This is a genomic window from Rhizobium sp. N621 (assembly GCF_001664325.1).
Lineage (GTDB): Bacteria > Pseudomonadota > Alphaproteobacteria > Rhizobiales > Rhizobiaceae > Rhizobium > Rhizobium esperanzae.
This window is the reverse complement of the sequence record NZ_CP013495.1, coordinates 2,108,940-2,131,429: the sequence shown is the minus strand read 5'-3', so window position 1 is coordinate 2,131,429 and position 22,490 is coordinate 2,108,940. Positions and strand designations below refer to the sequence as shown.

Genomic DNA, 22,490 nt, shown 5'->3' with positions numbered 1-22,490 from the left:
TCGGCACAAGGCCGAGGATGACGTTGCGGGTTTTGCAGTGGTCTTTCAGCAGCCAGCTGGTACCCTGGCGTCTCTTCTTCTGCATATGCGGTCAGCGGATGACGCTCACGACAGGGCGAAGATCCTGACCTCCCTGCCGATGCCCTGAAGCTCCGCCATTCGTGAGGCCGATGTGACGCCGCTGTCGCGCAGGATCTCAGAGACATTGGTATCTTCGACGATCGCCTCGGTCGTCATGATCACATTCGGGTCGGCAAGGCCCTGGACGCGGGAGGCGATATTGACCGTCTGGCCGAAATAGTCCTGCCTGTCGTTCAAGTTGACGGCAAGGCACGGTCCCTCATGGATGCCGATCTTCAGCAGGAGGTCTTCGCTGCCGTGTTCGGTATTCAGCCGGCGCATTGCCTCGCGCATCCTGAGCGCCGCCGCCACCGCCCGGTCCGGGCTCGGAAAGGTCGCCATCACGGCATCGCCGATCGTCTTGACGACCGCGCCGGCCTCGGTGGCGACGATCTCGTGAAGAACGCGGAAATGCGCCCGCACCAGATCGAAAGCGGCAAGATCGCCGACGCGCTCATAGAGCGCGGTCGAGCCCCTGAGATCGGTGAAGAGGAACGTCAGGCTGGTGATCTTCAGGCGCTGGTCGACGTCGAGCGTATCGGTCCGGTAGATGTCGCGGAAGCTCTGGTTCGTCAGCAGGCGCTTGGCCGTCAGAAATGGCCGCCTGCGGCCGAGGAGATCGTGCAGCTCATCGCCGGCGATGCAGACATTCGGCACCACCCGGCGATCGGTGTGGTTCTCGAGCGTGAGCCGCAGCAAGCCGGGACGCAACGTCACGGTTTCGTTCAGCGCATGCCCGCGGCTGATGACCATCGAGAGGTTCTGGCGCTCGTCGATGGGTTCTCCCCGCACATCGATGAACTGCGCCGAATGGGTCACCGCATCGAAGATGATGACGAATTGCGCCGGCAACTGCAGCGACACGAAGGCCTTCTCACCCGGCGCCAGCTCGATCAGTTCCAACAGGATGCGGTCGAACCTGGCTTCCAGATCCTCCGGCAGGTCGACGCCGGAGCTGAAGAAAATCTGGCGGTAATATTCGAGCGGCGGCAGCCGGTCGGGCTCGTGGGCGGCAATCCTGCGCACGCGCGGACTGACCGTGAAGGTGACCTCGACCATCTCGTCGAGGGTCGGTTCGTATCCGGCCGCACAGAGGGCGCAATGATAGGTATCCTGGTTGACCCCTTTGAGGGTTGCGCCGCTATCGAGGACGCCGCCGCATCCTGGGCAAAGCACGTTCCAGGTCATCTCGAAGGCGCCGATGCGGGCTGCATGCAGAAAGGCGGCGATGGTTTTCTCTTCATCGAGATGGTGCTTGGCGGCGAAGGCGAGCGCATTGACGCGATTGAGATCACGATCGGCGCCGTGCTTGACGACATTTTCGATGCACTCGACCGTCTGCGGGTCAGCCGCCTGTCGCAGGCTGGCAAAAAGCACGTCCACTTCGCTCATCGGACAAGTCTCTGTACTGACAACACGGCCGATAAGGCCAGTCCCGTGATCATAACACGGGACGTTGCCAATAGAAATCAAAGGGACCGGGATGCCGCTCGCTCGCGATCTGCTGGCCGGCCATCTCTGCCGGCAAGACCAGCCGCCGGCAGCTGGGAACCGCCGATCACGTCCTATTTCTGCAGGTTCGAGATCTGTGTCGTGTCATACCGCTCCCGCAGTTCCGCGATCGCGGCCGCATCCGGCGGGCTGCTTTGCGCGACAAGCTTTGCGAGCTCCTCGAAATAGTGTTCGTGTCCGGGCGGCGAGACCGTCATGATCATCCTTGCCGTCTTGCCGCTGGCATTGCCGATGTTGTGGGGCACGCCCGGCGGGATGAAGACATAGGTGCCGGGCGTCGCCGTGATCTTTCGGCCGCCGACTTCCCATTCGCATTCGCCTTCAAGCACAAAGAAGGTTTCTTCCTGGACGCGGTGAACATGGCGTCCGGTGAAAAAGCCCGGCGGCAATGTCCAGTCGAACATCGAGGTATGCCGGGTGTCTTCCCCAGCCACGAGGAACCGCAAGGGCTTGCCGGCCAGGCTCAGTTCCTTGCCCTCACCCGGCATTCGAACAACGGCTTTCGCGCTCATTTCACTCTCCTCCATTTTTCGCAACATTCGGCCTTTTCAGCCGTTTCAACGATGCCGCCTTCCCGCCTCGGAGTCGCAAAAGGCTTGCGAAATTGTTGCAAAATTTCTGCGAATGATATTTCCTCCGGCTATGGCTGCGATCCACAAGTTCGGTTCGTTTTGCCTCGACGCAGGCGCCGAGATCCTGTTTTGCCGAGCAGAGCCGCTGGGGCTGGGGCGACGCGCCGTGGCGCTATTGGGGGTGCTTCTGGAACGGGCGGGAACGCCGGTCGGCAAGGGGGCGCTGATTGAAGCCGCATGGCCGGGCCTCGCCATCGAGGACAGCAATCTTACGGTTCAAATGGCCGCCATACGCCGGGCTCTTTCGGCGGACGGAGGATCGGACTGGATCGAAACCTTGCCGCGGCGGGGCTACCGCTATATCGGGCCGGCGGTCACCAGCGAAAGTCTGCCCGCCGGCGCGGCGCATCCGACAGCACCGGTGTCTGCTCGTCCATCCAGACCGTCCGTCGCCGTGCTCCGCTTCTCGAATTCGAATGGCGACGGGGAAGATGAATATTTCGCGGACGGCGTCGTCGAAGACATCGCGGCGGGGCTTTCCCGGGTGAACTGGCTGTTCGTGGTCGCCCCAAAATCGAGCTTCACCTACGATGCTCAAACGCTCGGCCTGAAACAGATCGGCCAGGAGCTCGGTGCACGCTATCTCTTGCAAGGCAGCGTGCGCAGGTCCGGCGGTCGTGTGCGGTTGTCGGCGCAGATGATCGAGGCCGAAACCGGAAGCCTGCTGTGGACGGAACGTTTCGACCGCCCGCTCGCCGACATTTTTGATCTGCAGGACGAAATCGCCCTCAACGTCGTCAGCGCCATCGAGCCGCGCCTGCGCCGGGCGGAACTGGAGCGCGTCAAGCGCAAGCGGCCCGATAATCTCGACGCCTACGACCTCGTGTTACAGGCCCAGCCCGACGTCTATTGCGGCATGCCGACCGAGGCAGCAACGGCATTGGCGCTGGTTGAGCGCGCGCTTGCACTCGAACCCGGCTATGCGCTGGCCCATGCCTTCGCAGCCATGTGCCATCATTGCCTCTTCCTGCGCGCCGGCTTGCTTGAAGACCATCGTCTGGCATCGGTCCGGCATGCGCGGGCAGCCATTCTCTACGGCCAGGACGATGCGCTTGCCCTGACATTTGCAGCCTTTTCTATCGGCATGGACGAACATGACCGTGATGCCGCCTTCGCCGCGGCCGAGGCGGCGCTCGCCGTCAGCCCGTCTTCGGCGATCACCTATATCGTCGGCGGCGTGATGTTCGGTTGGGCTGGAAAGGCCGAGCGCGCTATCGAATGGGGCGAGCGGGCTCTGCGTCTCAGCCCGTTCGACCCCTGGGCGTGGTCGGCTTTCCATGCGCTGGTGCTTGGTCACTTTCACCTGGGACATGATGACGAGGCCGTCAAAGCGGCTTACAGGGCGGTTCAACACAATCCGCGCCATAGCATTTCGCACATGCTCCTGGCGGCCTCGCTCGCAAAACTCGGACGTCTCACCGACGCCAGAAGTGCTGCGGCTCGCGTTCTGGAGCTGCAGCCTGCGTTTCGCTACAACATGCAATTTTCCGGCGTCGACTGCGACCCGGCTCTGGCGGCCTCTCTCGGCGCCGCGCTCGATATTGCGGGGCTGCCCGGATAGCGGACGCTCCGCTGCAGAAATCCAGGGAACAATGCAGAAAACGCGAGCTTCACCGCCCCCACTTCCGCTACATTAACACGTTTCGGCCTCTCGGGCCTGGTCGCAAAGGAGAAACGATGGATCGTCTCGTCGGCGCGGATGAAGGGGCGAGCTCGGCAGATCGGGCTGACGAGGCCGGGCGTGCGGAGGGTCTTGCGCGGGACGTTACCGCGGTCAAAATCGGCGACTGCCTCCTCGGTTACAAGGCCGTGCAGCGCCGCATGCGAGGCGGCCGCTGGAATCACTTCCGCGGCCGGATGCGCGAGATCGAGAAATTGATCCGGCATCGTCATGGCGCGATCGTGCCCGAGGCGGATGACGCCTTGATCTATGTCGAGGTGATCGCCGGCCTCGCCTTTGTCGAGTTCGGAGAAGGATTTGTCGACGTGGTTCTCGGCTGGGCGGCGCGATGGCTGCCCTGGGCTCGGAAAGCCGCGATCGAAGAAATCATCTATGAGCGGACGAAACTGCGCTTTTCTCCCCTCACCGCCGATGCGCTCGGTCACGCCCTGCATCTGAGCTATGCGGAACGCAGCGCGCTCGACATTCGCACCATTGGCGCCTTCGACGTGCCGAAGGCGAAAAGAGCAAAACTGCAGAAGGCAAAGCGGCGCCAGCGCGACCGAAGCCGAAAGGAAGAGCAGCGGCGGGCCGCCGGCGCCGTTACCAGGGCCGACTATCTCGACATTTCCCTCAGCGCAGCCCGCCCCTGGGAGGCCTTCGGCATCAGCCGCCGCACCTGGGAGCGCCGCGGCAAACCGATGCCGGAGCCAATGCCAGACGGCGCGCCGATTTCGCTGGCCGCTTAGAGCTGCGGCTTTTCCTCTATTAGCGAGGCGGCCCGAACCAGGTGCTCATCGCTGCGTCGAGGCCATTCCGGGATCCCTCGCCCACCCATGTCACATATCCGTCTGGCCGGATCAGCACCGCGATCGGGGCCGCAACCGCCCCCAGCGCCGGCAGTTCCCATGGCCCGTCATAGCGCGCATCGACCAGAGGCACCCGGCCTGACCATAGGCCGGTGTCGAGGCTGCCGCACGACCCGAGGTTCAACAACACCGGTCTCGCATCTTTCAGCAGCGTAAAGACACGCAAGGGGCCGTCCGGCGTGACCAGGTCGAGATCAGGCATGCGGCGGCCGAGCAGCGGGTGCCCCTCGCCGAAATCATAACGGATGCCGAGCCCGGACATCTCGGCGGCGATCGTCTTGCGCGCCTCCTCCAGGCCAAGCAGCTCCAACACGATGTTGCGCAGGGCTTCGGTGCGATCATCGGTCCGTTGCAACGCGACCTGCGCCATCGTCGTGCGCAGCACGCGGGCGGCGACCGGATGACGCTCGGCGTGATAGGTGTCGAGCAGGGCCGCAGGCGATATGCCCTTCACCACCTGGGCGAGCTTCCAGCCGAGATTGACGGCATCCTGCACACCGGTATTGAGGCCCTGCCCGCCCACCGGGGAATGCACATGCGCGGCGTCACCCGCCAGCAGCACCCTGCCCTTGCGGTAGACCTCCGCCTGCCGCGACACGTCGGTGAACCGCGAAATCCACTTCAGGCCGTGGATTCCGTAATCGGTTCCGCAGGCGGCGATGAGCGCTTGCTTGAGATCGTCAAGCGTCGGCTCGCCTGCGCCGCCGGCCGTCTGTTCCGTGACCATGACGTTGATCGGACCTTCGCTGGCGAAGACCACCTTGCCGTCGCGGATCTCATATTCCTCGCGGCCGAAGGCATGCAGGCCGAGCGCCGTGCGGTGGACACCGAGCGGCGGCTCCTCCTCCATCTCGGCCTCGGCGAGAATATTGCTGGTGGTCGCATCCCATCCCGGAAAGGCGATGCCGGTGATCTTGCGAACCAGGCTGCGGCCGCCATCGCAGCCGACGAGATAGCCCGCGCGCAGCGACGACCCATTGGAGAGTTCGAGGGTGACGCCGGTCTCATCCTGCCCGAATCCGATCAATTCGCGGCCGCGATAGATCGTCACCGGCAGCTCGCCGACCCAGCCGGCGAGGATGCGCTCGATATACTTCTGCCGCAGCGCCAGCCCATAGTTGTGCCGCGTCGGGAAATCGCTGATGTCAAACCGCGTGACCGCAAATCCGGTGACCTGGGCGATCTGCCCCTCCGCCAGGAACCGATCGACGATGCCGCGCTGGTCGAAAACTTCGAGCGTGCGCGAGCTCAAACCACCAGCACGTGAACCGACGATCTCCTGATTCTCGCGCCGCTCGACGATGGCGACATCGACGCCCGCCAGGGCCAATTCGGCCGCCAGCATCAGGCCCGTCGGCCCTCCTCCCGATATCACGACCGCATGGTCTCTCATCCGCGAGCTCCTTTGTTCACCCTATCAGAGCGCAAAATCCGGCAGAGCGGGCCGTCCCGGCCCCGCTGCCTCTCCCCTATTTCGCAATGCCTGCGCGGGTCCGATTTCCCCTGTCGCAGGTTGTTCCCCCCATAAATATAAGCTCTCTACTGGTGGGAAGGACTTGCGACAGAATTTCTGCCTTGCTTTCCAAAGCCCTAGTTGGTTGCCGCTTGCGGGCTGCCTCGCGGTGGAGCGCGGGTGTTTCAGCACGACCGGACCGGGTGGGCGCCGGATCTGGCAGGACGCTTTCCCTTTCATCATTTGTTCTCAAAGGGCGACCGATTCAATAGCGTTGTGACGCCTCTCACTGCGGAGCTGTCGCCTTTTGCGGAATGGACTCAGCCGCTGGTTGCTCGGACGGATCGGCGGGATGGCCGTAGAGCGTGTAAACGGCGCCCGCCAGAATGCCGAGGACGAGAAGAGCGATCACGTAGGACAACATTCCGCGAATGGCCGTTTTCGGTGTCCTGTCCATCAGGGAACCTCCAAGGTAACTCAGGGGTCAAAGTCGATGCGGGCGCTTTTGGTTCCGTGAAGGAAAGTCTCGGACCGCCTGTCGGCGTCTGCACGAAGCCCATTTGGATGCCGTGTCCGGGTGTGACGCTCGCGCGTTGGGGCGGAACTGCATCGAACCGAGATTCTGCGAGGTTTGAACCAGTCGCTTATTGAGCATCTACGTCGCCATGCCACCGGCAGGCAAGCGCACATTTGCTTCTGGCTGGTCGGCTTCTCGGAGCGACGAAAGATCACCGTCAAATCGCTGCCTACCCCGCCATAGTGCCGCCATAGAATTCGGCCCAATCATGATTGTATAACAAGCGGATGCCAAGAATGAGATTGCTGGTTCTCCTTGCTGCGGCCCTGTTTCTGACAGTGGTGCATGCCCAAGCCCAAGTTTACGCGCCGTATGATGGATACGATGAATACGACGGCTTTGGATATGATGACCCTTACAGCCCCTATCCCCCTCCTCCTGACTACGAGCCAGAGCCTGCCTACCCGGAACCCTTTCCAGAACGTCGGGAGCCATCGACGCGCGTTGGAAGAGGAACCATCGTCATTGCCACGCGTGACCACACGCTTATCTACACGACATCAGAGGGTGAGCAGTTTGCCTACCCCATCGCCGTCGGCCGGGAAGGCAAACAATGGTATGGGACGACGCGTGTCGTGTCGAAACGACTGCATCCCGAATGGCGGCCAACAGCCAGCATGCGCCAGAAGAACCCCAGGCTCCCGGCAGTCGTGAAGCCCGGGCCCGCAAACCCGCTTGGAACCCGCGCGATCTACCTTGCCGACGGACTTCTCCGCATCCACGGCACCAACGATCCCTCCTCCATCGGGACCAATGCATCAAGCGGATGCTTCCGCATGTACCGCGAGGATGTCGAGGAGCTTTACGACATGGTCCAGCCGGGGACGCGCGTGATCGTCCAGCGGTGACCGGATCGGGTGCGTCGCAGCCCTGGAGGTTCCTCGCGGCCGAGGGCAATGTTTCAGAGCGAGCCGTTCGGACTGTGGCGTGCTATAGTTGAGTTGCTGCGGAAGGGCAAAGCCGATCGCGTCGTACAGCGCCTAGCAGCCGAATTCAGGCCGCCTAAGCGCGCGCGGGCGCCGCCAGGCGCAGACGCGTCACTGGAAAATAGGCGAGCAATTTCATCTGCTTCGGGAAGAGGGTGCGAAATATAAGGAGGCGCTCCGCCTCTTGTCAGGGAAGTTCGGCTACTCTGAGACACATGTTCGCAAGGCGGTGCCTGCTTATGAGGCACAAACGTTGCGGCTGAAGCGGCTGATTGAGAGGCTTCCGTCAAGCCCCATCACCGGTTATCCCCGCTAACCTTCGCTGTGGAAAACCGAAAAAACAGTTTCGGCCATTAGTGTGAATCCTGTGGAATTATGGCGTATCTAGCGTTTAAAGCCCGCCATTGCAATTGACCTCGCCAGCAAAGTACTTGATTTAAAAAGGCACCTTGATCTCTCAAGGTGCCTTCGTGTGTTTGCTTTGCGGTTTTGAGGCCCGCCATCAAGCAAGCCGTGAGCCGCAACGCAGACCTAGCAATCTCGTGATAGCTCCCGAAGGCTTTTCAATCAAGTGGCCGATCAGGACTTAGCAAATGGCTAAGGCACAGACTGGAAATAAAGCATCGTCGATTGCCGGCAAGGTTCTTGGCGGGAAGACCCCGACTAAGGCCGAGGTGAGAACACTGGCCGGATCGGTTCTCCGCCAAGATGAGACAAAAGGTCCGCGAAAGTAGACGATACCACATGTTTGAGGAGCGGCTTCGGTCGCTCCTCTCCTGAGATTGTTTACACGACAGAACGCCAATCGGCTATCGGCGCCACCCGTAACACAAGATCTTTCTTAAAATGCACACATAACCGAGTTCCTCGAATGTGGTCGCGATCTGTCTCCTGTCTCATGGTGGATAAATGAACCAAGTTATTCCGTCGATCACCAAGACCGCGTTTAATTGCCCCCACTGCGGAACATATGCCCACCAGCACTGGTTCAGTCTCTACGCCGAGATGATGAGAAATGGCAAACTACCAGCCTTAATGGATGGCTCCGTTCTTGATGAAGCGAAATCCATTCCCGATCAGAAGCAGCGTGAAAAAACGGTCGCTCTATGTGAGAAGATGATCACGCAGAAACCCGTTCTATCTGGAAGCAGCTTTACTGCTGATTGGACCCTTCACAATGTCTGGGTTACAAAATGCTTTAATTGCCAAGAGATCGCCATTTGGCGATCGGCCACAATGGTTTATCCAGAGCCCACCGCAGTTTGTTCAGTAAACCCAGATACTCCGGCGCACATTCTGGCCGACTATGAAGAAGCGGCGGCAATTGTTTCAAAATCTGCTAAGGGTGCAGCGGCGCTTCTAAGACTGGCAATTCAAAAGCTTTGCCAGCACTTGGGTTTGCCAGGCAAGAACATCAATGCCGACATAGCTTCATTGGTGAAGAAGGGCCTTGATCCCCGCATTCAGAAAGCGATTGACGCGCTTCGAGTGTTCGGAAACGAAGCCGTTCACCCAGGCACGATTGATTTAAGGGACGACCCCAAAACGGCGGAAAGTCTATTCAAATTGTTCAACTTGATTGTTGAGAAAATGATCTCTGAGCCAAAGCATGTCGACGAGGTCTATGCGCTCATACCGCCAGATAAGCTAAAGGCGATCGAAGATAGAGACGCTGCAGATAAGGAATAGAATAGTCATATGCGCTTTACCCATATTCGCCAATCGACACCCACGGGCTGCGGTATCGCGTGTTTGGCCATGGTTGCGAATGTAAAATTGAGCGACGCTACGATAGCTCTATTTGGAGACTCACAACCTAACGACGCACGAACCCAATGGTCTGACATGAAGCGCGGCATGAAGGCACTCGGGATCGAATGCCGCGGACGGCCCAAACGAGTATCCAAATGGGACGGCATTGAAGGTGTTGCATTGGTTGCGGTCAGTCGCGTAGGCGACAAGTGGCACTGGGTTTTGTACGATGCTTTTGACGGCCTGGTTTACGACCCCATGAAAGACTCTCCTACGCAGCGCAAAAGGTCGCGAAGAAAGCTGGTCTCCTTCCTGCCTCTCCGAGTAGCCCAATAGCGGCAAGCCCGCCGGCTGATGAGTCCGACGGGCTGGTTGCTATGGTGACAAAGAAAACCAGCCGGCGCGCTGCTGGTGTTGTCGCAGGTGGTGATCGCGCCGGCCATTGGTATTAGGAAGCGGTCAGCCGCATCATGCGGCGACAACGGCTGACCGCTTATCGGTCAGGGCGGGCCGATTAGAAATCCTTGCATCCGCTTATGAACTCGCAGAGCTCTCGGCGGCGATAGCTCGTATATACGAGCCAATCCATGGTGCCGCGCTCCTCGTTGCAGCGCTTGCATGCCAGAGCGATGTTGTCCCGATTGTTGCGGCCGCCATGGTCCGATCCGCCCGACGAGATGCGCCGCGCGCTTTTGGTCCTCGCCGAGAATTTCGTGCATAGTCACCGCGAGGAGATCGAGACCCTTGCCACAGTCCTAGATGAACGCCGCAGCCTACCCCGCGCGGAGATCGAGGAAATTTTCGGGAGCGCGGGGCAATGACCGACAAGGACGCGGACGAGCAACTCGCCATTATCGCGGCGCGCACCGAGGAGATCCGAACCGGGCTCGACTCCAACTTCACCGAAGAGCAGCTCCAACGACCATTAAGCAGGCGCATGGTTCACGCGCTCATCGCTGCCACGACCGCCGCTACAGCCGCGAAGCTGAAGACGCTCGCTGCCCGGGTCGAAGCAATTGAGGAAAATGGAATTAGATATCTGGGGAATTATCAACGCGCGACCCGCTACTTTAAAGGCGATACCGTAACGCATTCCGGAAGCCTTTGGGTTGCCCTGAAGACTGTCGCAGAGGGCACGGGACCCGGCAGCGATCCAGCCTGCTGGCAACTGGCTTCGAAAGGCGAACGACCGGTTAAACACACCACGGCAGGATCGACCTAGACATGACGGTCATCGATTTACCTCCTCGAATAGCCGACGCAATCGAAAGGGCCTGGGAGCTTGCTGCCGAGCACCTGCAAAGGCCCCTTACGGATGAGGAAACCGCGCTTATCGTTGCAGCCGTGTTTAGGCATTTCGACGAACCCGATGCACCGACCACGAGGCTCCAGTGAAGCCGAACCGCGTTCACCGCGCCGGCTGGTCATCCGAAAGGGTATATTCCCGGTGGTACTGTGCTTCCATAATTCGAAAAGGGGAATTGCCCGCCATACCCATTTATGCCTTGATAGAATGCTTCAGCATGGAGGGAATGTTCCATGGCTAAGCCGCCGAAACCACCAAAAACGCCAAGCTTTTCAATAGCCGCTCAAGATGCTGATAAGTTCGAGGGCGACACAGGCGCGACCGGATTTACGTTCACCGTTACCCGAACTTCTGGCAGTGGGATCGCACGGATCGACTACGCTGTCACGGGGGTGCAAGCGGATGACTTCACGGGCGGCCTCTTTCCGAGCGGCACCATCAGCTTCCGGATTGGTGAGACTTCGAAGACCATCGCCATCTCGGTCGCCGGCGACATAGTTGTTGAACCGGATGAGACCTTCACGGTCACCCTCTCGAATGCTGTAGGAGGTACCATCGCCACCCGTACGGCTAATGGCACAATCCAGAACGATGATTTCCCAAGCATCCAGCACGTCAGCGTCAATCCGGCCGGCGAGGGCGGGGATGCCTCATCTATCCTATCCTCGATCTCGGCCGACGGTCGCTACGTCGCGTTCCAATCCTTTTCCAGCAACCTCTCGTCGCGGGCGACACGAATGGGTTTCCGGACGTCTTCGTGCGCGATCTCCAGCTCGGCACGACGACCCGCATCAACGTGGACTCGGAGGGCGGCGAGGCGTTTGGTGGTTACAGCGGTCAACCATCGGTCTCGGCCGACGGTCGCTACGTCGCGTTTGACTCCGGTGCGTTCAACCTCGTCGCCGGCGACACGAATGGGAGCTTTGACATTTTCGTGCACGATCTGCAGTTCGGCACGACCACGCGCGTCAGCGTCGACTCGGGCGGCGTTCAGGGGAACGGCCATAGCACTGAGCCCTCGATTTCGAACGATGGCCGCTACATCGCGTTCCAATCTGCCGCCAGCAACCTGGTCGCGGGCGACACCAACTTCCGCAGCGACATTTTCGTACGCGATCTGCAGCTCGGCACGACCACGCGCGTCAGCGTCGACTCGGCCGGCGTTCAGGGGGACGGCCATAGCAATCACGCCTCGATTTCGAACGATGGCCGCTACGTCGCGTTCGACTCCACTGCAGACAACCTCGTCGCGGGCGACACGAATGGGTTTCAGGACGTCTTCGTGCGCGATCTCCAGCTCGGCATGACGACGCGCGTGAGCGTGGGCTCGGAGGGCGGTCAGGCGAACTTCGGAGGGGTTGAACCTTCGATCTCGGGCGACGGGCGCTACGTCGCGTTCCGCTCAGATTCCAGCAACCTGGTCGCGGGCGACACAAATGGAACGTCCGACATTTTCGTGCGCGATCTGCAGCTCGGTACGACCACCCGGGTCAGCGTCTACTCGGCCGGCGGCGAGGCGAATGGCTTTTGCTTCGAGCCGTCAATCTCGGCCGACGGGCGCTACGTCGCGTTCACCTCCGAAGCCACAAACTTAGTTGCGGGCGACACGAATGGAACCCCGGACGTTTTCGTGCGCGATCTCCAGCTCAATACGACCACTCGCGTTAGCGTCGACTCGGCCGGCGGCGAAGCTAACTACAGTAGCTATGAACCCTCGATCTCAGCCGACGGGCGCTACGTCACGTTCGCCTCCGATGCCACGAACCTATTTGCGGGCGACACGAATGGAGCTACCGATACGTTCGTGGCGGACGGGCAGTTGCAGGGGTGGTGGCTGGCCTGATCAGACCGAGACCTTGACCTGCCTAGGGTGGCCATTGAGGAAAAGGTGCCCAGACCGCGAGCGTCCGAGATTGGGAGTTTGCATTACCTACTCGCCCAGGCCGGGGGGGGGGGGCGATTTAAACTCCGAGGTCGCGCAAAGCGGGAGCCCGCGTGCACCCTCATCCGCAAATTTTTTTTCGCATCAGAAAAAACGAGTTTTTCCCGTCCATATGGAAACGGCTAAAAAGACCCCCGGACGACCGGCGCATAATCCTAGCCCAGCTGACCGCCGTGTCGTTGAGCTGTTGGCTTCAAGGGGAGTGCGGCAGTCGGAAATCTGCTACGTCCTCGCCATCAGCGAGAAAACGCTGCGGGCTCATTTTAGGGCGGAGCTAAATCGTGGAGCGGCTCGCCTTGAGGCCGCGCTCGCTCTGCGGCTTATCGACCTCGCCGGCGGCAACGGCGCTGTCGCTCTCCGGGCGACGATCTTCCTTCTTCGAAGCCGTTTTGGGTGGAGTGAATTCTTGCCCAAAAGCTAGCTGCCCTGGAGGTGCCTGAATTCCTCTGGCAGCTCCGTCGGAAACTGGATTCCATAATCATCACTCGCTACGCGCAGCGTGTTCGCCCAATTGCCGCCCCTCAAACTTAGTCTGTCGCTACGCTCCGGTTCCGGCCAAGACGCCCAAATGGTGTCATGGATTAATTCGCACCATATCTCGATACCCAACCGATCATTGGACCAGATGTGCTGGCAGTTTCCGTCATGCGAAGCATTGCCATACGATGGCGTGGGAAACGGTCCAAAGCGCGCCTGAGATGGTGGGTCTAACCAATCGTACACTTGCCTCGCACTCAGGGGCCGTCGAGCGTCCGCAGCCGCAAGCAGTTCCTTGGAGGCTTTCGGCGGATGGATAAGAGTGACAAACATGCCCTCATTAGAGAGCGCATTTAACAGAGGGGTGAAATCAGCGTCTCCCGCAAGTAAACTAGCGGCCGTCATATTGCGACGGATCGTGTGGATCATCATGTCCACAGCGATCATCACATCGACCTTTTTTTGCTCTAAACCGCGCCCCTTTCGATAACGGGTGTCACCTTCATTGACGCGGAACCGATCAAAGGTGGCGAGTTTCGCGTGGAGATGTTCAACGTCCTGGCGTTCAGCTTCAAAATCCTCGTCAGACTGGCTCGGCTTTCGGGCCGGGAGCGCGTCGTAATAGAAGATTTTCTCGTACCCAGCTGAGAGGCTCTACCAGTTTATTTTGAGGGGCGCTCCATCGCAGTAGCGGTGAGCAACGTCCTTGACGCGGGCGCGCAGACACCCCCCATCCAGAAAAAGGTATCGTGTCATAATAAGTTGCCTCTAGCGACTCGTTCCCGGATGCTCGGACGGATGTCGATAAGGCGCGATTCCGCAAGGAACGGTCAATGCTGCCCGGGTAGTTGTCCACGGAGCTTTGCCGGTCGAGGAGCACACGGCCCCTGGTGGGCTTCATTTTGATTTTCGCGTTTCTGAGTTCGTCTAACCGGCCGGGCGCGCCCGCTTCTGTTTCCATCGCCAAGCGGCGGCTGGCCGCCGTCTAAAACTTGACGGCGAGACCGATGAGCATGTTGGGTCATAGCTATGGCCGCTCCATACAATCCCCGCACCGCGGGTCGTCTGGCGAGAGCTGGGCGGCCCGCTCATCACCCGAGTATGAGACACGCCGGTCGACGGCGACACCGTCAAATGCGACGGGCAGACTATGCGCCTGTTGGGGGAAGGTGTTCCGTTCGTCTCGGGCATCGACACGCCGGAGATCGGATCGCACGCGAAGTGCTTGAAGGAACGGAAGCTGGCGCTGATTGCCAAGGGCAGACTAAAAGAACTTTTGGCTGAAAAGGGCTTGAGGGTCGTCTTCAGCGGCGTGGCAGACAAGACGCCATCGCACAGGCCGCTCATCAACATCTATCGAGCCAATGGTGAGGAGATAGGCAAGAAGCTGCTGCAGGAAGGCTTTGCCAGGACATGGAGCCCGAGGCGGCCCCACGATTGGTGCAACGGATAGCGTCCAACGACGGTTATCTTCGACGGCGATAAGGCAGTTTGTATTGAGCGTGAATTTTGTCGCGATCGTAGTCATGCAACAAGGCCAATGTTACCCATCGCGACCCGCGTCGGACGAAGCTTTACGTTAATAATTGCAAGCGTCCGGTTGCTGCCAAGCGGCTCGCCAAGAAGACGATCGGTTGTTACCGTCAGCTTGCTTACAAGCGCATCGTCCTGCATCAAGCAGTACACCATGTCAGTGGCAAGAAGTCCGCGACCTCGGAGCTCTTTCGCTTCTGCTTTCGTCGGAATTCTCAGCCCATCGAAGAGCGTTTTCATCCTATTGTCGATATCGCCCTGATTTGTAACGAGCTGACCGGGCGGCTGTGCGCGCAAGAGAAGGACATCCAGTTCGGCTTGGGTGAACAGTCCCTTCGAGACGATGGATATGAATGGTTGCCCATCCACTTCGTCACGAGCGGTCAGATCTCCTTTTACCGGCTCGGCTTCCAGCCATTTCGTGGAATGAACCAATGGTTCATGCTGCCACAGATTCTGCATCTGAGGGTGTATCGCCAACCTAATGTTGTGAATATCCTCGATATCGGAGCGGCGGCGCGGTCGAAGGTCGCCATCAAAAATCAATCGAAACTCCATCAGGGGAACCCATCTCTTGCGGGATCATTGAACAGATCGGAGCGGCGCACATAAGTTTCCATCGTCGCGCCGGTGGTGAGCCTGCTTGTAACGTCGACTCTATCAACCAAAACTGCCATTCGGGCTAAGCCAACGCAAAGGGGACGGGCCGGCTAAGTCGCCATGTTGACGCAGTGCTACACAAGATTATTTCCGGAATAGCGTGCAGATGTACCTCCCTCGCGGCAAGGGCGCGCCGCCGCCCGGAAGGCTGTCATATTGTTGCTCCAGGTGCTTTTCGGATTGACGCCGTGCCTGCCGCGTCCGGGCTGACGATCAGCAGCGTCAGCGATGGCCGCAAGACGCTGAACGTTTTTGGCTGGCTCCGAGACAATCATTCCGCGTAAGAATATCTGACGTCTCTAGGATTTGACGAAACATTGAAGATTGAGGACTGGTAATGGCCTGGGGTGCAAGTGAATGGAGTGCGTTAGCTGGAGGGGCATCGGCCGTGGCCACCGCCATTGCAGGATTCATGGCGCTGTTGGCGGCAAAGTGGACGGTGACTGCAACGCGAGCGGCGGCCGCGCAAAATGAGGCCGTGCTTAAAGACCAGATCGCGATACAGCGGGAAGAACTCGCGGCAATTGCAGGTGATCAGCGACCGTGGATAAAGGTGTCAGTGGCAATCGAGGGGACCACTGAAGAGGCCGAAGACGGAAAACGGTTGATTCTTATAAAGCCTACCATGGAGAACTTCGGGAATAGGCCAGCAACAAGGGCGGTATGTCACATTACTGAGGAGAAGCCAACTTCCGCGGCTGTGCAGCGAATCATGGATGCACAGAAAATTTTCGACAGCCCTCCCCTTAGTTCGATTGGCTATACAATCTTCCCAGGCGAGGCTCATACCGAGCCAGGGAGCAACGCAGTGAGGTACATGCCCATTGCGGGAGGTCAAGGCACTGTTAGTTTTGGGGGCGTGGCAGCGTACAAGAGCGCACACTCAGATCGTTGGCTCTTTACACCCTTCAGTTACGTGCTTACGTTTACGGAGGAGCAGGTTGGCAGGGTTTCCACTTACGAGATGGTGCAGAATTTCGACAATGTTTCAGCGCCACTGTGAGGGCCGATCCCGCTGCCCCATCATCAATGGATGGATGATGATGGGTGTCGCGGCGCTCCTGCCACGCGAACCGGCGCAGCCTAAACTTCCCATCGATCCATGCAGAACCCACATGGCCCTACTTGGCAATGGGCGATATACCCCTTTTGGACAGATGTTCGCCGTGCGCCAACGCGATTACGATACTTCGCGCGACATGGCGGAGATGGGGGCATGCGTCCGGGTTATCGCAATCCGCAGAAGCAATCGGTGCTGTTCAAGTTTCCGGGCTTGGTGATCGGCGCGCTCGCGTTTGGGGCGGCCGGCGGCTGGACTGCGAGCGACCTGCTAGCCTCATGGAGCGCTTCTGGCGGCTCCGGGCAATCGTGCAGGATCAAGGGCAATGTCTCCATCGACACGGGCGAGCGCATCTTCCACGTGCCGGGGCAGCGACACTACGCAGAGACGAGGATCAGCCCCCAGTATGGCGAACGTTGGTTCTGCTCGGAATTTGAAGCCTGGGCGGCCGGCTGGCGGAAATCGAAGTCGTGATGCTTTGCGCGGTCCGTAGGCAGTGGCCGCAACCTTTTTGAGGCATGCCGCCGGGCCGGGATCGAGCCTAAAACCGAGCGCCTGAACGGCGTCGATGTCGCCGCGCTGATCCTTGCCTTTAAACAAACCGAGGTGCTGCAAGCACTATCAGCAGACCAACGATGGCCCAAACCCCCATGTTGATCCGGTTGAGAACGATGCGAATGCCCACGAGGTTAGTGTTCGTCGCCCAAGCAGCATTTCCGCTGCTCATATCTTCCATTACAAACCGCAAGTGGTTGTCACTATCATCGTTTAGCTTGTCGATCTTGTCGTCGTGCCGCTTCCCCGGATTGGAGCCGCCGATCATCGCTACAACCAAGGCTGCAAGAAATATCCACCATTGGCGATCCATATTGTTTCCCCTGAGCCGCGAAAAGGATTGCGGGTAAGAATTCTGCCATGCGGAAGTTAACGCTCTGCGCACGCACCGGCCGGCGGGTTTTCGAAGCGCTATGTCGCTGAGAGGACCGACCGTTCAGCCGCTGAAAAATCCAAAAGCGTTAGTCCCGCGTCATCTATCTCTTTCACCTTGGCGGCGGTGAAGATTTCGCCGGCCTCGACGCGCTCCGCGATTAGCGCCTGAATATCCGGTTCGGCCTTGGCAATCTGCTCAAGAGCGCCGGGTCGAATGTTTGCAAAATTTGCAAACATTTCATTATCCAGGCCGTTGAATATCTCAATCGCCTGATAGGCAGAACGTTGCGGGATGAATAGCAACCGGGTCGAAAGCCAACCGGAAAATCCGCCTTCGTTCCGTTTATACTTGAACAGCTCCTGGGCGGCGGCAAGGAGAAGGCAGCACGCGCGCGGTGTTAGGTGCGGAGCATATTCCCCCGGGCTATTCGATGAAGCGCGCTGTAGGCCCCGGTGGGAGGCACGGCGGGGCATTAACGGCGGGTGGAGAGGTTCCAGAATTCACAGAGCAGATCGAGGAATTCGCGGAGATCGCGGGCGGCTCTGAGCTTCGCCCTCTTGCTGCTAACTGGGCCGACCATTTCACCGAGGGAATAGCCCTCACCACAAATCCGAGAGACCAGCCAAGAGCCCCTCTCGCCCAGCAGAGGTCGAATCCGACGAAGCTCCTCGGCCGCATGCATCTGCCGGTGACCGATCGGGTCCGCATGACCGCCGCCATCTACCGGCTCGCGACCATAGTCGATAGCCCGTGTGCTCCGGCACATCGCTTCCCATAGGGCGCGGAACCTAGTCGCGGCGGCGAGCTGAGCGGCATCAATCCGGCCCCGCGATGCCAGCATCGTAATGGCACTTTCCCGGATGTTGACGATCGCCGGAATGGTTCGGGGGTTGCCCGCCTCACCGTCATGCGCCGGGGTGTAGTACGGATTCGCGACCGTAACGGCCCGTAAGGAGCGATGCGGATCGGAGGACGGCGTTCTTTTCGTAAGGCTCCGGTGAAGGCCGCAGGTCAGGCCGCTTGAGCGTTGACGGTCGGCGGCGTCCAATTCCACGGAAGCAACTGCTCCAGCCTGGTAATCGACGTATCAGCGATGCGGGCAAGAACGTCGGCCAGCCACACCTGCGGATCGATGTCGTTGAGTTTTGCCGTCATAATCAATGTGGCCATGAAGGCCGCACGATCTGCACCGCGGTCTGATCCGGCGAAGAGCCAGGATTTTCTGCCGAGCGCAAAGCCTCTGAGCGCTCGCTCTGCCGCATTATTCGTCAGGCAAATCCGGCCGTCCTGCAGAAATGATGTGAAGCCATCCCAGCGCTTGAGCATGTAGTCGATCGCCTCCGCCACCGGAGAACTGCGTGAGAGCTTTGCCCGCTCGGTTTGAAGCCAGACCTGCAGATCATCGACGAGTGGCAGACAGTCTCTCCGGCGACGCTCCAGGCGTTGATCGGCCGTAAGCCCGTTGATCTCGCGCTCAATATCGAACAGGCCGTCGATCCGTTTGACGGCTTCGAGCGCCATAGGCGAGATCGGCGCGGCGTTCTTTCCACGCTTGGCATTTGCGGCAATGTCGGCGAGCACGAAGAACTTACGCCGCGAGTGTGCCCAACAAAACGCCTGCCTTAGAGGATTTGGATCGCGATCAACCTTGAACAGCGGATTGTAGCCGCCATAGGCGTCCGCCTGCAGAATGCCGTTGAAGGTCTTCAGGTGGCGCTCCGGATGCTCCTGCCGTCGGTCCCGCGAGGCATAGTAAAGGGCCGCCGGCGGAGAGAGCCCTCCGAACGGCCGATCGTCCCGGACATAGGTCCAGATGCGGCCCGTATCGGTCTTTCCCTTGGCCAGGATCGGCACGGTCGTGTCGTCGCCGTGCAGACGTTCGGCAGCAAGGACATGCGCCTCGATCAGGGAGTGAATGGGCTTCAACGCCGCGGCACATGCTCCAACCTGATCGGCCAGCGTCGACAAGCTGAGGTCGACGCCCTCGCGGGCGTAGCGCTCGCTCTGGCGATTGAGCGGCTGGTGCTGGGCGAACTTCTCAAACAGGATCATCGCCAGCAGGTTCGGCCCGGCAAAACCGCGGGGTGTCACATGGAAGGGTGCGGGTGACTGCGTGATCTTCTCACACTCGCGGCAGGTGAACTTCTCCCGCACCGTCTGGATGACCTTCCACTGACGCGGGATGACTTCCAAGGTCTCGGTAATGTCTTCACCAAGCTTCGACAGTTTAACCGATCCACAACAGGCGCAATTCGTGGGAGCGGCGATTACGACGCGCTCACGCGGCAGGTGTTCGGGAAAGGGCTTGCGTGACGGACGCTTGCGCTCGAAGGCTTTGACGGCTGAAGCTTTGGCTGCGATCTCCGCCGCCAGTTCATCTTCACCGGCGTCCGCTTCCAACTCCTCGAGCTGCAGTTCCATCTGCTCCAGGAGCCGCGCCTTGCGCTCGGACCGGCTGCCGTAGAGTGCACGGCGAACCTTGTCGATCTCCAGCTTCAGCCGCGCGATCAGCGCCTCGGAATGCGATACGAGTGCCTTTGCGCTGGCGGCTTCTGCCTTGGCGGTCGCTGCTTCTGCTTCGGCTGCGACACGTCGAGCGCGTTCCTGGGCCAGCAGTGCAAGCGCACTGGCAAGGTCGTCCGGAAGCTCTTCGGTCGCATTGCTCATGACAGGATGGAATCATATTCGACCCTGTCATTCCAGTGTTTTTGCTTATCCGGCCGACGTCGGCCGCCAGGTCTTTTGCGGCATCCGCCAGTCGATACCTTCCAGCAGATAACCGAGCTGCGCAGGCGTGATCACCACCGTGCCATCGGCCGCTGATGGCCAGATGAAGCGGCCGCGCTCCAGCTTCTTCGTGAACAGGCAAGCGCCCTGGCCGTCATGCCAGATCACCTTGATCAGACCGCCACCGCGGCCGCGGAATACGAACAGGTGTCCACACATCGGGTCGCGCTTCAGCGCCTCCTGCACCATCAACGACAAACCGGGGAAGCCTTTTCGCATATCGGTGTGGCCTGTCGCCAGCCAGACCTTCACGCCACTCGGAACCGGAATCATCGCAGCCCCAGCACGCAATCGAGAATCCGGCCAAGGGCATCCGTATCGATGTCGCTATCCACGCGCACGCGCCGACCCCGTCCAAGCTCGATTGTCACATCGCTACGCTTCCGACGAGGGTGGGATGTGGTGGGCGATTCCGGTTGAACGGGAGAGACTGTCGAAGCGGCCTCGGATACGATCACCGGCACCAAAGTCGCCGTATCAGACCTTGGCTCGTCGATCCGGCAAAGCTCTTTGCGCCAACGGAACAACTGGCTGACATGGATGCCGGCCGCGCGGGCAATCTCGGAGATGACCGCGTCTGGCTCAAAGCACGCAGCGACAAGGCGCTCTTTATCTTCGCGTGACCAGCGCCGACGGCGCTCTACAGACGTGATCACCTCAATTGGATGCTTCGTCATATGACTACTCCTAGTGTTACCACTAGGACTGGCAGTCAGAAGCCCTCTATCGCAAGACGGCCTTCACCGTGGGCTTACTTCTTTTCGACGGAGCAGGCATGGGGGAAGAATGACAAACTCCGGGGAAAACGGGAAGCCAATTTTCCCCCAGATTTTCCCCCAACCCGATTCACCCGAGCAATAGTTCCGTATTCGAAACCATGTCCGCTTGTTTTTCTTGGAAATTTTTGGTGAGAGCGTCGGGGTTCGAACCCGAGACCTACTGATTAAAAGGCGGACGGTCTAATTTGCCAAACACCATACAGAGTAAGGGAAAGCGACCCACTCATTTAGCTAGTTCGGGGTTTATTTCGGGATTCCGCGTGACGTTCGAGCGCTGACGCAACTTCATCGTCCATAACATGTGCGTATTTTGTGGTCGTTGCGATGTTGGCGTGATTGAGAACACGTTGAACAAGTTTCAAGTTTTTTTCCACCCGAAGAAGCTTCGTTGCCGTGTCATGCCGATTATCATGAAGGCGAAAATTCTGCACACCTGAGGCCGCTAAGGCGCGGCGAAAGTGAATCATCGTACCATGATAAGTGATGGGATATCTCTTCCCTTTCACTTTTCCATCCCGTGTCCGCTCGGCCACGAACGTAAAGACGTACTCTGGATGATTACCGCGACAGTCCACTAAGATACGTCGTATGGTGGGTGTGATTGGCGTCCAGACATCACGCCCGCCCTTGCCCTTGGTGTTGATCGAGCCCGCCTCCCAATTGACGTCCGACCATCTTAGGAGTGTCTCGTTGAAACGCCTTCCGCTGATCTGGAGGAACTCGAACCAAGGGAGGTAATCCTTTCGGATGAAGGCCACTAGGGCGATTTGCTCGTTCGAATTCAACTCTCGAACTCTTTCTTGCGGCTCCTTTAACCAATGCTCGTTCCAAATCGGCTCGTTTGGAAGACTGCACCGCCACACGATCCGAGCGCGTCGGAATATAGACTTCAGCGGCTGGACTAACTGCCGGTTGATCGTACCATTGGCGACTGGTTTAACAACGGCCTTTTTGAGTTCCACTTTGCCCCATCTCGGTCGCTCGCGCAATTTTGAGATCGCCGACACGACCGTCTCATCGTCAATCTCATCCAATCGTGTATCTTTACCGAATAGACCTATCAAACGCTCAAGCGTCGCAAAATAGGGTTTTGGGTCGGATCGGTACTGACCCTTCTCTGTCCAATATCTTCCCACCGCAGTGTCCATGGTAAGCGGGGCACTCCCGCTTTTACGGACCTGCTCGACGTCGCGCTTGGCGTTGTCCTTTATCGTTCGCTCTATCGACTTTGCCTCCCGCCTATCCCTGGCCTTGGTAGTTCCGTGAAAGCGATTGCCGTCGATCTGGAAGTCGTACCGATAAAATGGGCTGGCTTTTGTCTTGTAGACAGACATCTCGAAACCTCAAAAGTTTGGCGTTGAGAGATGAAGGCCGTTAACTGGGACGTTGTGAAGCGACGATGCATTCGCCCTTCCGTTCCAACGTTCACGCAGCCAAGTTGGCCTTCGATGACGTGACGTAGAAGCGTCTTCTTTGATATCGCGAGATACGCCGCCGCCTCTGTCATCGTTAAG

Annotated in this window: 28 protein-coding genes; 12 read left to right on the top strand and 16 right to left on the bottom strand. The window is 59.3% G+C overall.

Annotated elements, in window-relative coordinates; translation table 11 throughout:
- Window positions 1-105 precede the first annotated feature (105 nt).
- On the bottom strand, window positions 106-1,512 hold the full coding sequence (locus AMK00_RS10375; protein ID WP_064810335.1) for an adenylate/guanylate cyclase domain-containing protein: 1,407 nt from the start codon (window positions 1,510-1,512) through the stop codon (window positions 106-108).
- 173 nt (window positions 1,513-1,685) lie between these two features.
- Complete coding sequence (locus AMK00_RS10370) at window positions 1,686-2,144, bottom strand: cupin domain-containing protein (RefSeq protein WP_064810334.1); 459 nt, start codon at window positions 2,142-2,144, stop codon at window positions 1,686-1,688.
- Window positions 2,145-2,370: 226 nt separating this feature from the next.
- Between AMK00_RS10370 and AMK00_RS10365 the strand changes: the two genes are divergently transcribed.
- Both AMK00_RS10365 and AMK00_RS10360 read left to right on the top strand, forming a co-directional pair.
- Window positions 2,371-3,825, top strand: coding sequence for a winged helix-turn-helix domain-containing protein (locus AMK00_RS10365; protein ID WP_335720566.1), 1,455 nt, complete (start codon window positions 2,371-2,373; stop codon window positions 3,823-3,825).
- 116 nt (window positions 3,826-3,941) lie between these two features.
- A complete protein-coding gene (locus tag AMK00_RS10360) occupies window positions 3,942-4,673 on the top strand; it encodes a hypothetical protein (RefSeq protein WP_064810332.1) in 732 nt (243 codons plus the stop codon).
- 19 nt (window positions 4,674-4,692) lie between these two features.
- On the opposite strand, the gene AMK00_RS10355 is transcribed toward AMK00_RS10360, so the two are convergent.
- Window positions 4,693-6,186 (bottom strand): FAD-dependent monooxygenase, encoded by a 1,494-nt coding sequence (locus AMK00_RS10355; RefSeq protein WP_064810331.1) that lies wholly within the window; start codon window positions 6,184-6,186, stop codon window positions 4,693-4,695.
- 346 nt (window positions 6,187-6,532) lie between these two features.
- Window positions 6,533-6,703, bottom strand: a complete 171-nt coding sequence (locus AMK00_RS32530; RefSeq protein ID WP_167377192.1) for a hypothetical protein — start codon at window positions 6,701-6,703, stop codon at window positions 6,533-6,535.
- A gap of 356 nt (window positions 6,704-7,059) precedes the next feature.
- Between AMK00_RS32530 and AMK00_RS10350 the strand changes: the two genes are divergently transcribed.
- The 3 genes from AMK00_RS10350 to AMK00_RS33695 all read left to right on the top strand — a co-directional run bounded on the left by AMK00_RS10350 (window position 7,060) and on the right by AMK00_RS33695 (window position 9,837).
- Window positions 7,060-7,671, top strand: a complete 612-nt coding sequence (locus AMK00_RS10350) for a L,D-transpeptidase (RefSeq protein WP_064810330.1) — start codon at window positions 7,060-7,062, stop codon at window positions 7,669-7,671.
- A 987-nt stretch (window positions 7,672-8,658) separates the two neighbouring features.
- The gene (locus AMK00_RS32820) at window positions 8,659-9,438 is read left to right on the top strand and encodes a DUF4145 domain-containing protein (protein ID WP_064810329.1); all 780 of its coding nucleotides are present in this window, start codon (window positions 8,659-8,661) and stop codon (window positions 9,436-9,438) included.
- A 9-nt stretch (window positions 9,439-9,447) separates the two neighbouring features.
- A complete protein-coding gene (locus tag AMK00_RS33695; RefSeq protein WP_064810328.1) occupies window positions 9,448-9,837 on the top strand; it encodes a cysteine peptidase family C39 domain-containing protein in 390 nt (129 codons plus the stop codon).
- Window positions 9,838-10,015: 178 nt separating this feature from the next.
- Here the strand turns inward: AMK00_RS33695 and AMK00_RS31915 are convergent, their stop codons facing one another.
- Complete coding sequence (locus tag AMK00_RS31915) at window positions 10,016-10,132, bottom strand: hypothetical protein (protein WP_237350472.1); 117 nt, start codon at window positions 10,130-10,132, stop codon at window positions 10,016-10,018.
- On the opposite strand from AMK00_RS31915, the gene AMK00_RS32980 reads away from it, so the two are divergent.
- The 3 genes from AMK00_RS32980 to AMK00_RS32525 are packed head-to-tail and all read left to right on the top strand — an operon-like array spanning window position 10,089 to window position 10,896.
- Window positions 10,089-10,322: a hypothetical protein gene (locus AMK00_RS32980; RefSeq protein WP_064810327.1), complete on the top strand. Its 234-nt coding sequence runs from the start codon at window positions 10,089-10,091 to the stop codon at window positions 10,320-10,322. The genes AMK00_RS31915 and AMK00_RS32980 overlap by 44 nt on opposite strands.
- Window positions 10,319-10,723, top strand: coding sequence for a hypothetical protein (locus AMK00_RS10330; protein WP_064810326.1), 405 nt, complete (start codon window positions 10,319-10,321; stop codon window positions 10,721-10,723). Before AMK00_RS32980 ends, AMK00_RS10330 begins: the two co-directional genes overlap by 4 nt.
- Before the next feature lie 2 nt (window positions 10,724-10,725).
- Window positions 10,726-10,896, top strand: coding sequence for a hypothetical protein (locus tag AMK00_RS32525; RefSeq protein WP_167377191.1), 171 nt, complete (start codon window positions 10,726-10,728; stop codon window positions 10,894-10,896).
- A gap of 183 nt (window positions 10,897-11,079) precedes the next feature.
- Here AMK00_RS32525 and AMK00_RS32520 read toward each other — a convergent pair whose 3' ends face one another.
- Window positions 11,080-11,421 carry a hypothetical protein gene (locus AMK00_RS32520; protein ID WP_167377170.1) on the bottom strand — a complete coding sequence of 114 codons (342 nt, stop codon included), beginning with the start codon at window positions 11,419-11,421 and terminating at the stop codon, window positions 11,080-11,082.
- A gap of 143 nt (window positions 11,422-11,564) precedes the next feature.
- Here AMK00_RS32520 and AMK00_RS10325 point away from each other — a divergent pair, with 143 nt between their 5' ends.
- Window positions 11,565-12,650 carry a TolB family protein gene (locus AMK00_RS10325; protein WP_082240293.1) on the top strand — a complete coding sequence of 362 codons (1,086 nt, stop codon included), beginning with the start codon at window positions 11,565-11,567 and terminating at the stop codon, window positions 12,648-12,650.
- A gap of 516 nt (window positions 12,651-13,166) precedes the next feature.
- Here AMK00_RS10325 and AMK00_RS33690 read toward each other — a convergent pair.
- The gene (locus AMK00_RS33690) at window positions 13,167-13,655 is read right to left on the bottom strand and encodes an NYN domain-containing protein (protein ID WP_406869904.1); all 489 of its coding nucleotides are present in this window, start codon (window positions 13,653-13,655) and stop codon (window positions 13,167-13,169) included.
- 721 nt (window positions 13,656-14,376) lie between these two features.
- On the opposite strand from AMK00_RS33690, the gene AMK00_RS10310 reads away from it, so the two are divergent.
- Window positions 14,377-14,679: a thermonuclease family protein gene (locus tag AMK00_RS10310; protein WP_064810323.1), complete on the top strand. Its 303-nt coding sequence runs from the start codon at window positions 14,377-14,379 to the stop codon at window positions 14,677-14,679.
- A 71-nt stretch (window positions 14,680-14,750) separates the two neighbouring features.
- On the opposite strand, the gene AMK00_RS10305 is transcribed toward AMK00_RS10310, so the two are convergent.
- Window positions 14,751-15,305: a hypothetical protein gene (locus AMK00_RS10305; RefSeq protein ID WP_123876198.1), complete on the bottom strand. Its 555-nt coding sequence runs from the start codon at window positions 15,303-15,305 to the stop codon at window positions 14,751-14,753.
- 502 nt (window positions 15,306-15,807) lie between these two features.
- Between AMK00_RS10305 and AMK00_RS10300 the strand changes: the two genes are divergently transcribed.
- Both AMK00_RS10300 and AMK00_RS10295 read left to right on the top strand, forming a co-directional pair.
- Window positions 15,808-16,422, top strand: a complete 615-nt coding sequence (locus AMK00_RS10300) for a hypothetical protein (RefSeq protein ID WP_123876197.1) — start codon at window positions 15,808-15,810, stop codon at window positions 16,420-16,422.
- A 213-nt stretch (window positions 16,423-16,635) separates the two neighbouring features.
- A complete protein-coding gene (locus AMK00_RS10295; RefSeq protein WP_064810320.1) occupies window positions 16,636-16,953 on the top strand; it encodes a sunset domain-containing protein in 318 nt (105 codons plus the stop codon).
- Between the two features lie 118 nt (window positions 16,954-17,071).
- On the opposite strand, the gene AMK00_RS10290 is transcribed toward AMK00_RS10295, so the two are convergent.
- The 8 genes from AMK00_RS10290 to AMK00_RS33685 form a co-directional block, all read right to left on the bottom strand.
- On the bottom strand, window positions 17,072-17,347 hold the full coding sequence (locus tag AMK00_RS10290; protein ID WP_064810319.1) for a hypothetical protein: 276 nt from the start codon (window positions 17,345-17,347) through the stop codon (window positions 17,072-17,074).
- A gap of 98 nt (window positions 17,348-17,445) precedes the next feature.
- The gene (locus tag AMK00_RS31910) at window positions 17,446-17,646 is read right to left on the bottom strand and encodes a hypothetical protein (protein WP_145923835.1); all 201 of its coding nucleotides are present in this window, start codon (window positions 17,644-17,646) and stop codon (window positions 17,446-17,448) included.
- A gap of 236 nt (window positions 17,647-17,882) precedes the next feature.
- Complete coding sequence (locus AMK00_RS10280; RefSeq protein ID WP_237352972.1) at window positions 17,883-18,458, bottom strand: hypothetical protein; 576 nt, start codon at window positions 18,456-18,458, stop codon at window positions 17,883-17,885.
- Complete coding sequence (tnpC, locus tag AMK00_RS10275; RefSeq protein WP_004675068.1) at window positions 18,422-20,077, bottom strand: IS66 family transposase; 1,656 nt, start codon at window positions 20,075-20,077, stop codon at window positions 18,422-18,424. Before tnpC ends, AMK00_RS10280 begins: the two co-directional genes overlap by 37 nt.
- Before the next feature lie 45 nt (window positions 20,078-20,122).
- Window positions 20,123-20,449 (bottom strand): IS66 family insertion sequence element accessory protein TnpB, encoded by a 327-nt coding sequence (gene tnpB / locus AMK00_RS10270; protein WP_010030703.1) that lies wholly within the window; start codon window positions 20,447-20,449, stop codon window positions 20,123-20,125.
- A gap of 17 nt (window positions 20,450-20,466) precedes the next feature.
- Complete coding sequence (gene tnpA, locus AMK00_RS30700) at window positions 20,467-20,874, bottom strand: IS66-like element accessory protein TnpA (protein ID WP_080956205.1); 408 nt, start codon at window positions 20,872-20,874, stop codon at window positions 20,467-20,469.
- 329 nt (window positions 20,875-21,203) lie between these two features.
- Window positions 21,204-22,310, bottom strand: coding sequence for a tyrosine-type recombinase/integrase (locus tag AMK00_RS10265; protein ID WP_064810317.1), 1,107 nt, complete (start codon window positions 22,308-22,310; stop codon window positions 21,204-21,206).
- Window positions 22,196-22,483 (bottom strand): helix-turn-helix domain-containing protein, encoded by a 288-nt coding sequence (locus AMK00_RS33685; RefSeq protein ID WP_408987995.1) that lies wholly within the window; start codon window positions 22,481-22,483, stop codon window positions 22,196-22,198. The genes AMK00_RS10265 and AMK00_RS33685 overlap by 115 nt, the downstream gene beginning before the upstream one ends.
- Between the last annotated feature and the right edge of the window lie 7 nt (window positions 22,484-22,490).

Excerpts from the sequence above, each read along its gene's own strand:
- AMK00_RS10375 (WP_064810335.1), bottom strand. The coding sequence starts at position 1,512 with ATGAGCGAAGTGGACGTGCTTTTTGCCAGCCTGCGACAGGCGGCTGAC.
- AMK00_RS10370 (WP_064810334.1), bottom strand. The coding sequence starts at position 2,144 with ATGAGCGCGAAAGCCGTTGTTCGAATGCCGGGTGAGGGCAAGGAACTG.
- AMK00_RS10360 (WP_064810332.1), top strand. The coding sequence starts at position 3,942 with ATGGATCGTCTCGTCGGCGCGGATGAAGGGGCGAGCTCGGCAGATCGG.
- AMK00_RS10355 (WP_064810331.1), bottom strand. The coding sequence starts at position 6,186 with ATGAGAGACCATGCGGTCGTGATATCGGGAGGAGGGCCGACGGGCCTG.
- AMK00_RS32530 (WP_167377192.1), bottom strand. The coding sequence starts at position 6,703 with ATGGACAGGACACCGAAAACGGCCATTCGCGGAATGTTGTCCTACGTG.
- AMK00_RS10350 (WP_064810330.1), top strand. The coding sequence starts at position 7,060 with ATGAGATTGCTGGTTCTCCTTGCTGCGGCCCTGTTTCTGACAGTGGTG.
- AMK00_RS32820 (WP_064810329.1), top strand. The coding sequence starts at position 8,659 with ATGAACCAAGTTATTCCGTCGATCACCAAGACCGCGTTTAATTGCCCC.
- AMK00_RS33695 (WP_064810328.1), top strand. The coding sequence starts at position 9,448 with ATGCGCTTTACCCATATTCGCCAATCGACACCCACGGGCTGCGGTATC.
- AMK00_RS32980 (WP_064810327.1), top strand. The coding sequence starts at position 10,089 with ATGGTGCCGCGCTCCTCGTTGCAGCGCTTGCATGCCAGAGCGATGTTG.
- AMK00_RS10330 (WP_064810326.1), top strand. The coding sequence starts at position 10,319 with ATGACCGACAAGGACGCGGACGAGCAACTCGCCATTATCGCGGCGCGC.
- AMK00_RS32525 (WP_167377191.1), top strand. The coding sequence starts at position 10,726 with ATGACGGTCATCGATTTACCTCCTCGAATAGCCGACGCAATCGAAAGG.
- AMK00_RS33690 (WP_406869904.1), bottom strand. The coding sequence starts at position 13,655 with ATGATCCACACGATCCGTCGCAATATGACGGCCGCTAGTTTACTTGCG.
- AMK00_RS10310 (WP_064810323.1), top strand. The coding sequence starts at position 14,377 with ATGCGCCTGTTGGGGGAAGGTGTTCCGTTCGTCTCGGGCATCGACACG.
- AMK00_RS10295 (WP_064810320.1), top strand. The coding sequence starts at position 16,636 with ATGCGTCCGGGTTATCGCAATCCGCAGAAGCAATCGGTGCTGTTCAAG.
- AMK00_RS10290 (WP_064810319.1), bottom strand. The coding sequence starts at position 17,347 with ATGGATCGCCAATGGTGGATATTTCTTGCAGCCTTGGTTGTAGCGATG.
- AMK00_RS31910 (WP_145923835.1), bottom strand. The coding sequence starts at position 17,646 with ATGTTTGCAAATTTTGCAAACATTCGACCCGGCGCTCTTGAGCAGATT.
- tnpC (WP_004675068.1), bottom strand. The coding sequence starts at position 20,077 with ATGAGCAATGCGACCGAAGAGCTTCCGGACGACCTTGCCAGTGCGCTT.
- tnpA (WP_080956205.1), bottom strand. The coding sequence starts at position 20,874 with ATGACGAAGCATCCAATTGAGGTGATCACGTCTGTAGAGCGCCGTCGG.
- AMK00_RS10265 (WP_064810317.1), bottom strand. The coding sequence starts at position 22,310 with ATGTCTGTCTACAAGACAAAAGCCAGCCCATTTTATCGGTACGACTTC.
- AMK00_RS33685 (WP_408987995.1), bottom strand. The coding sequence starts at position 22,483 with ATGACAGAGGCGGCGGCGTATCTCGCGATATCAAAGAAGACGCTTCTA.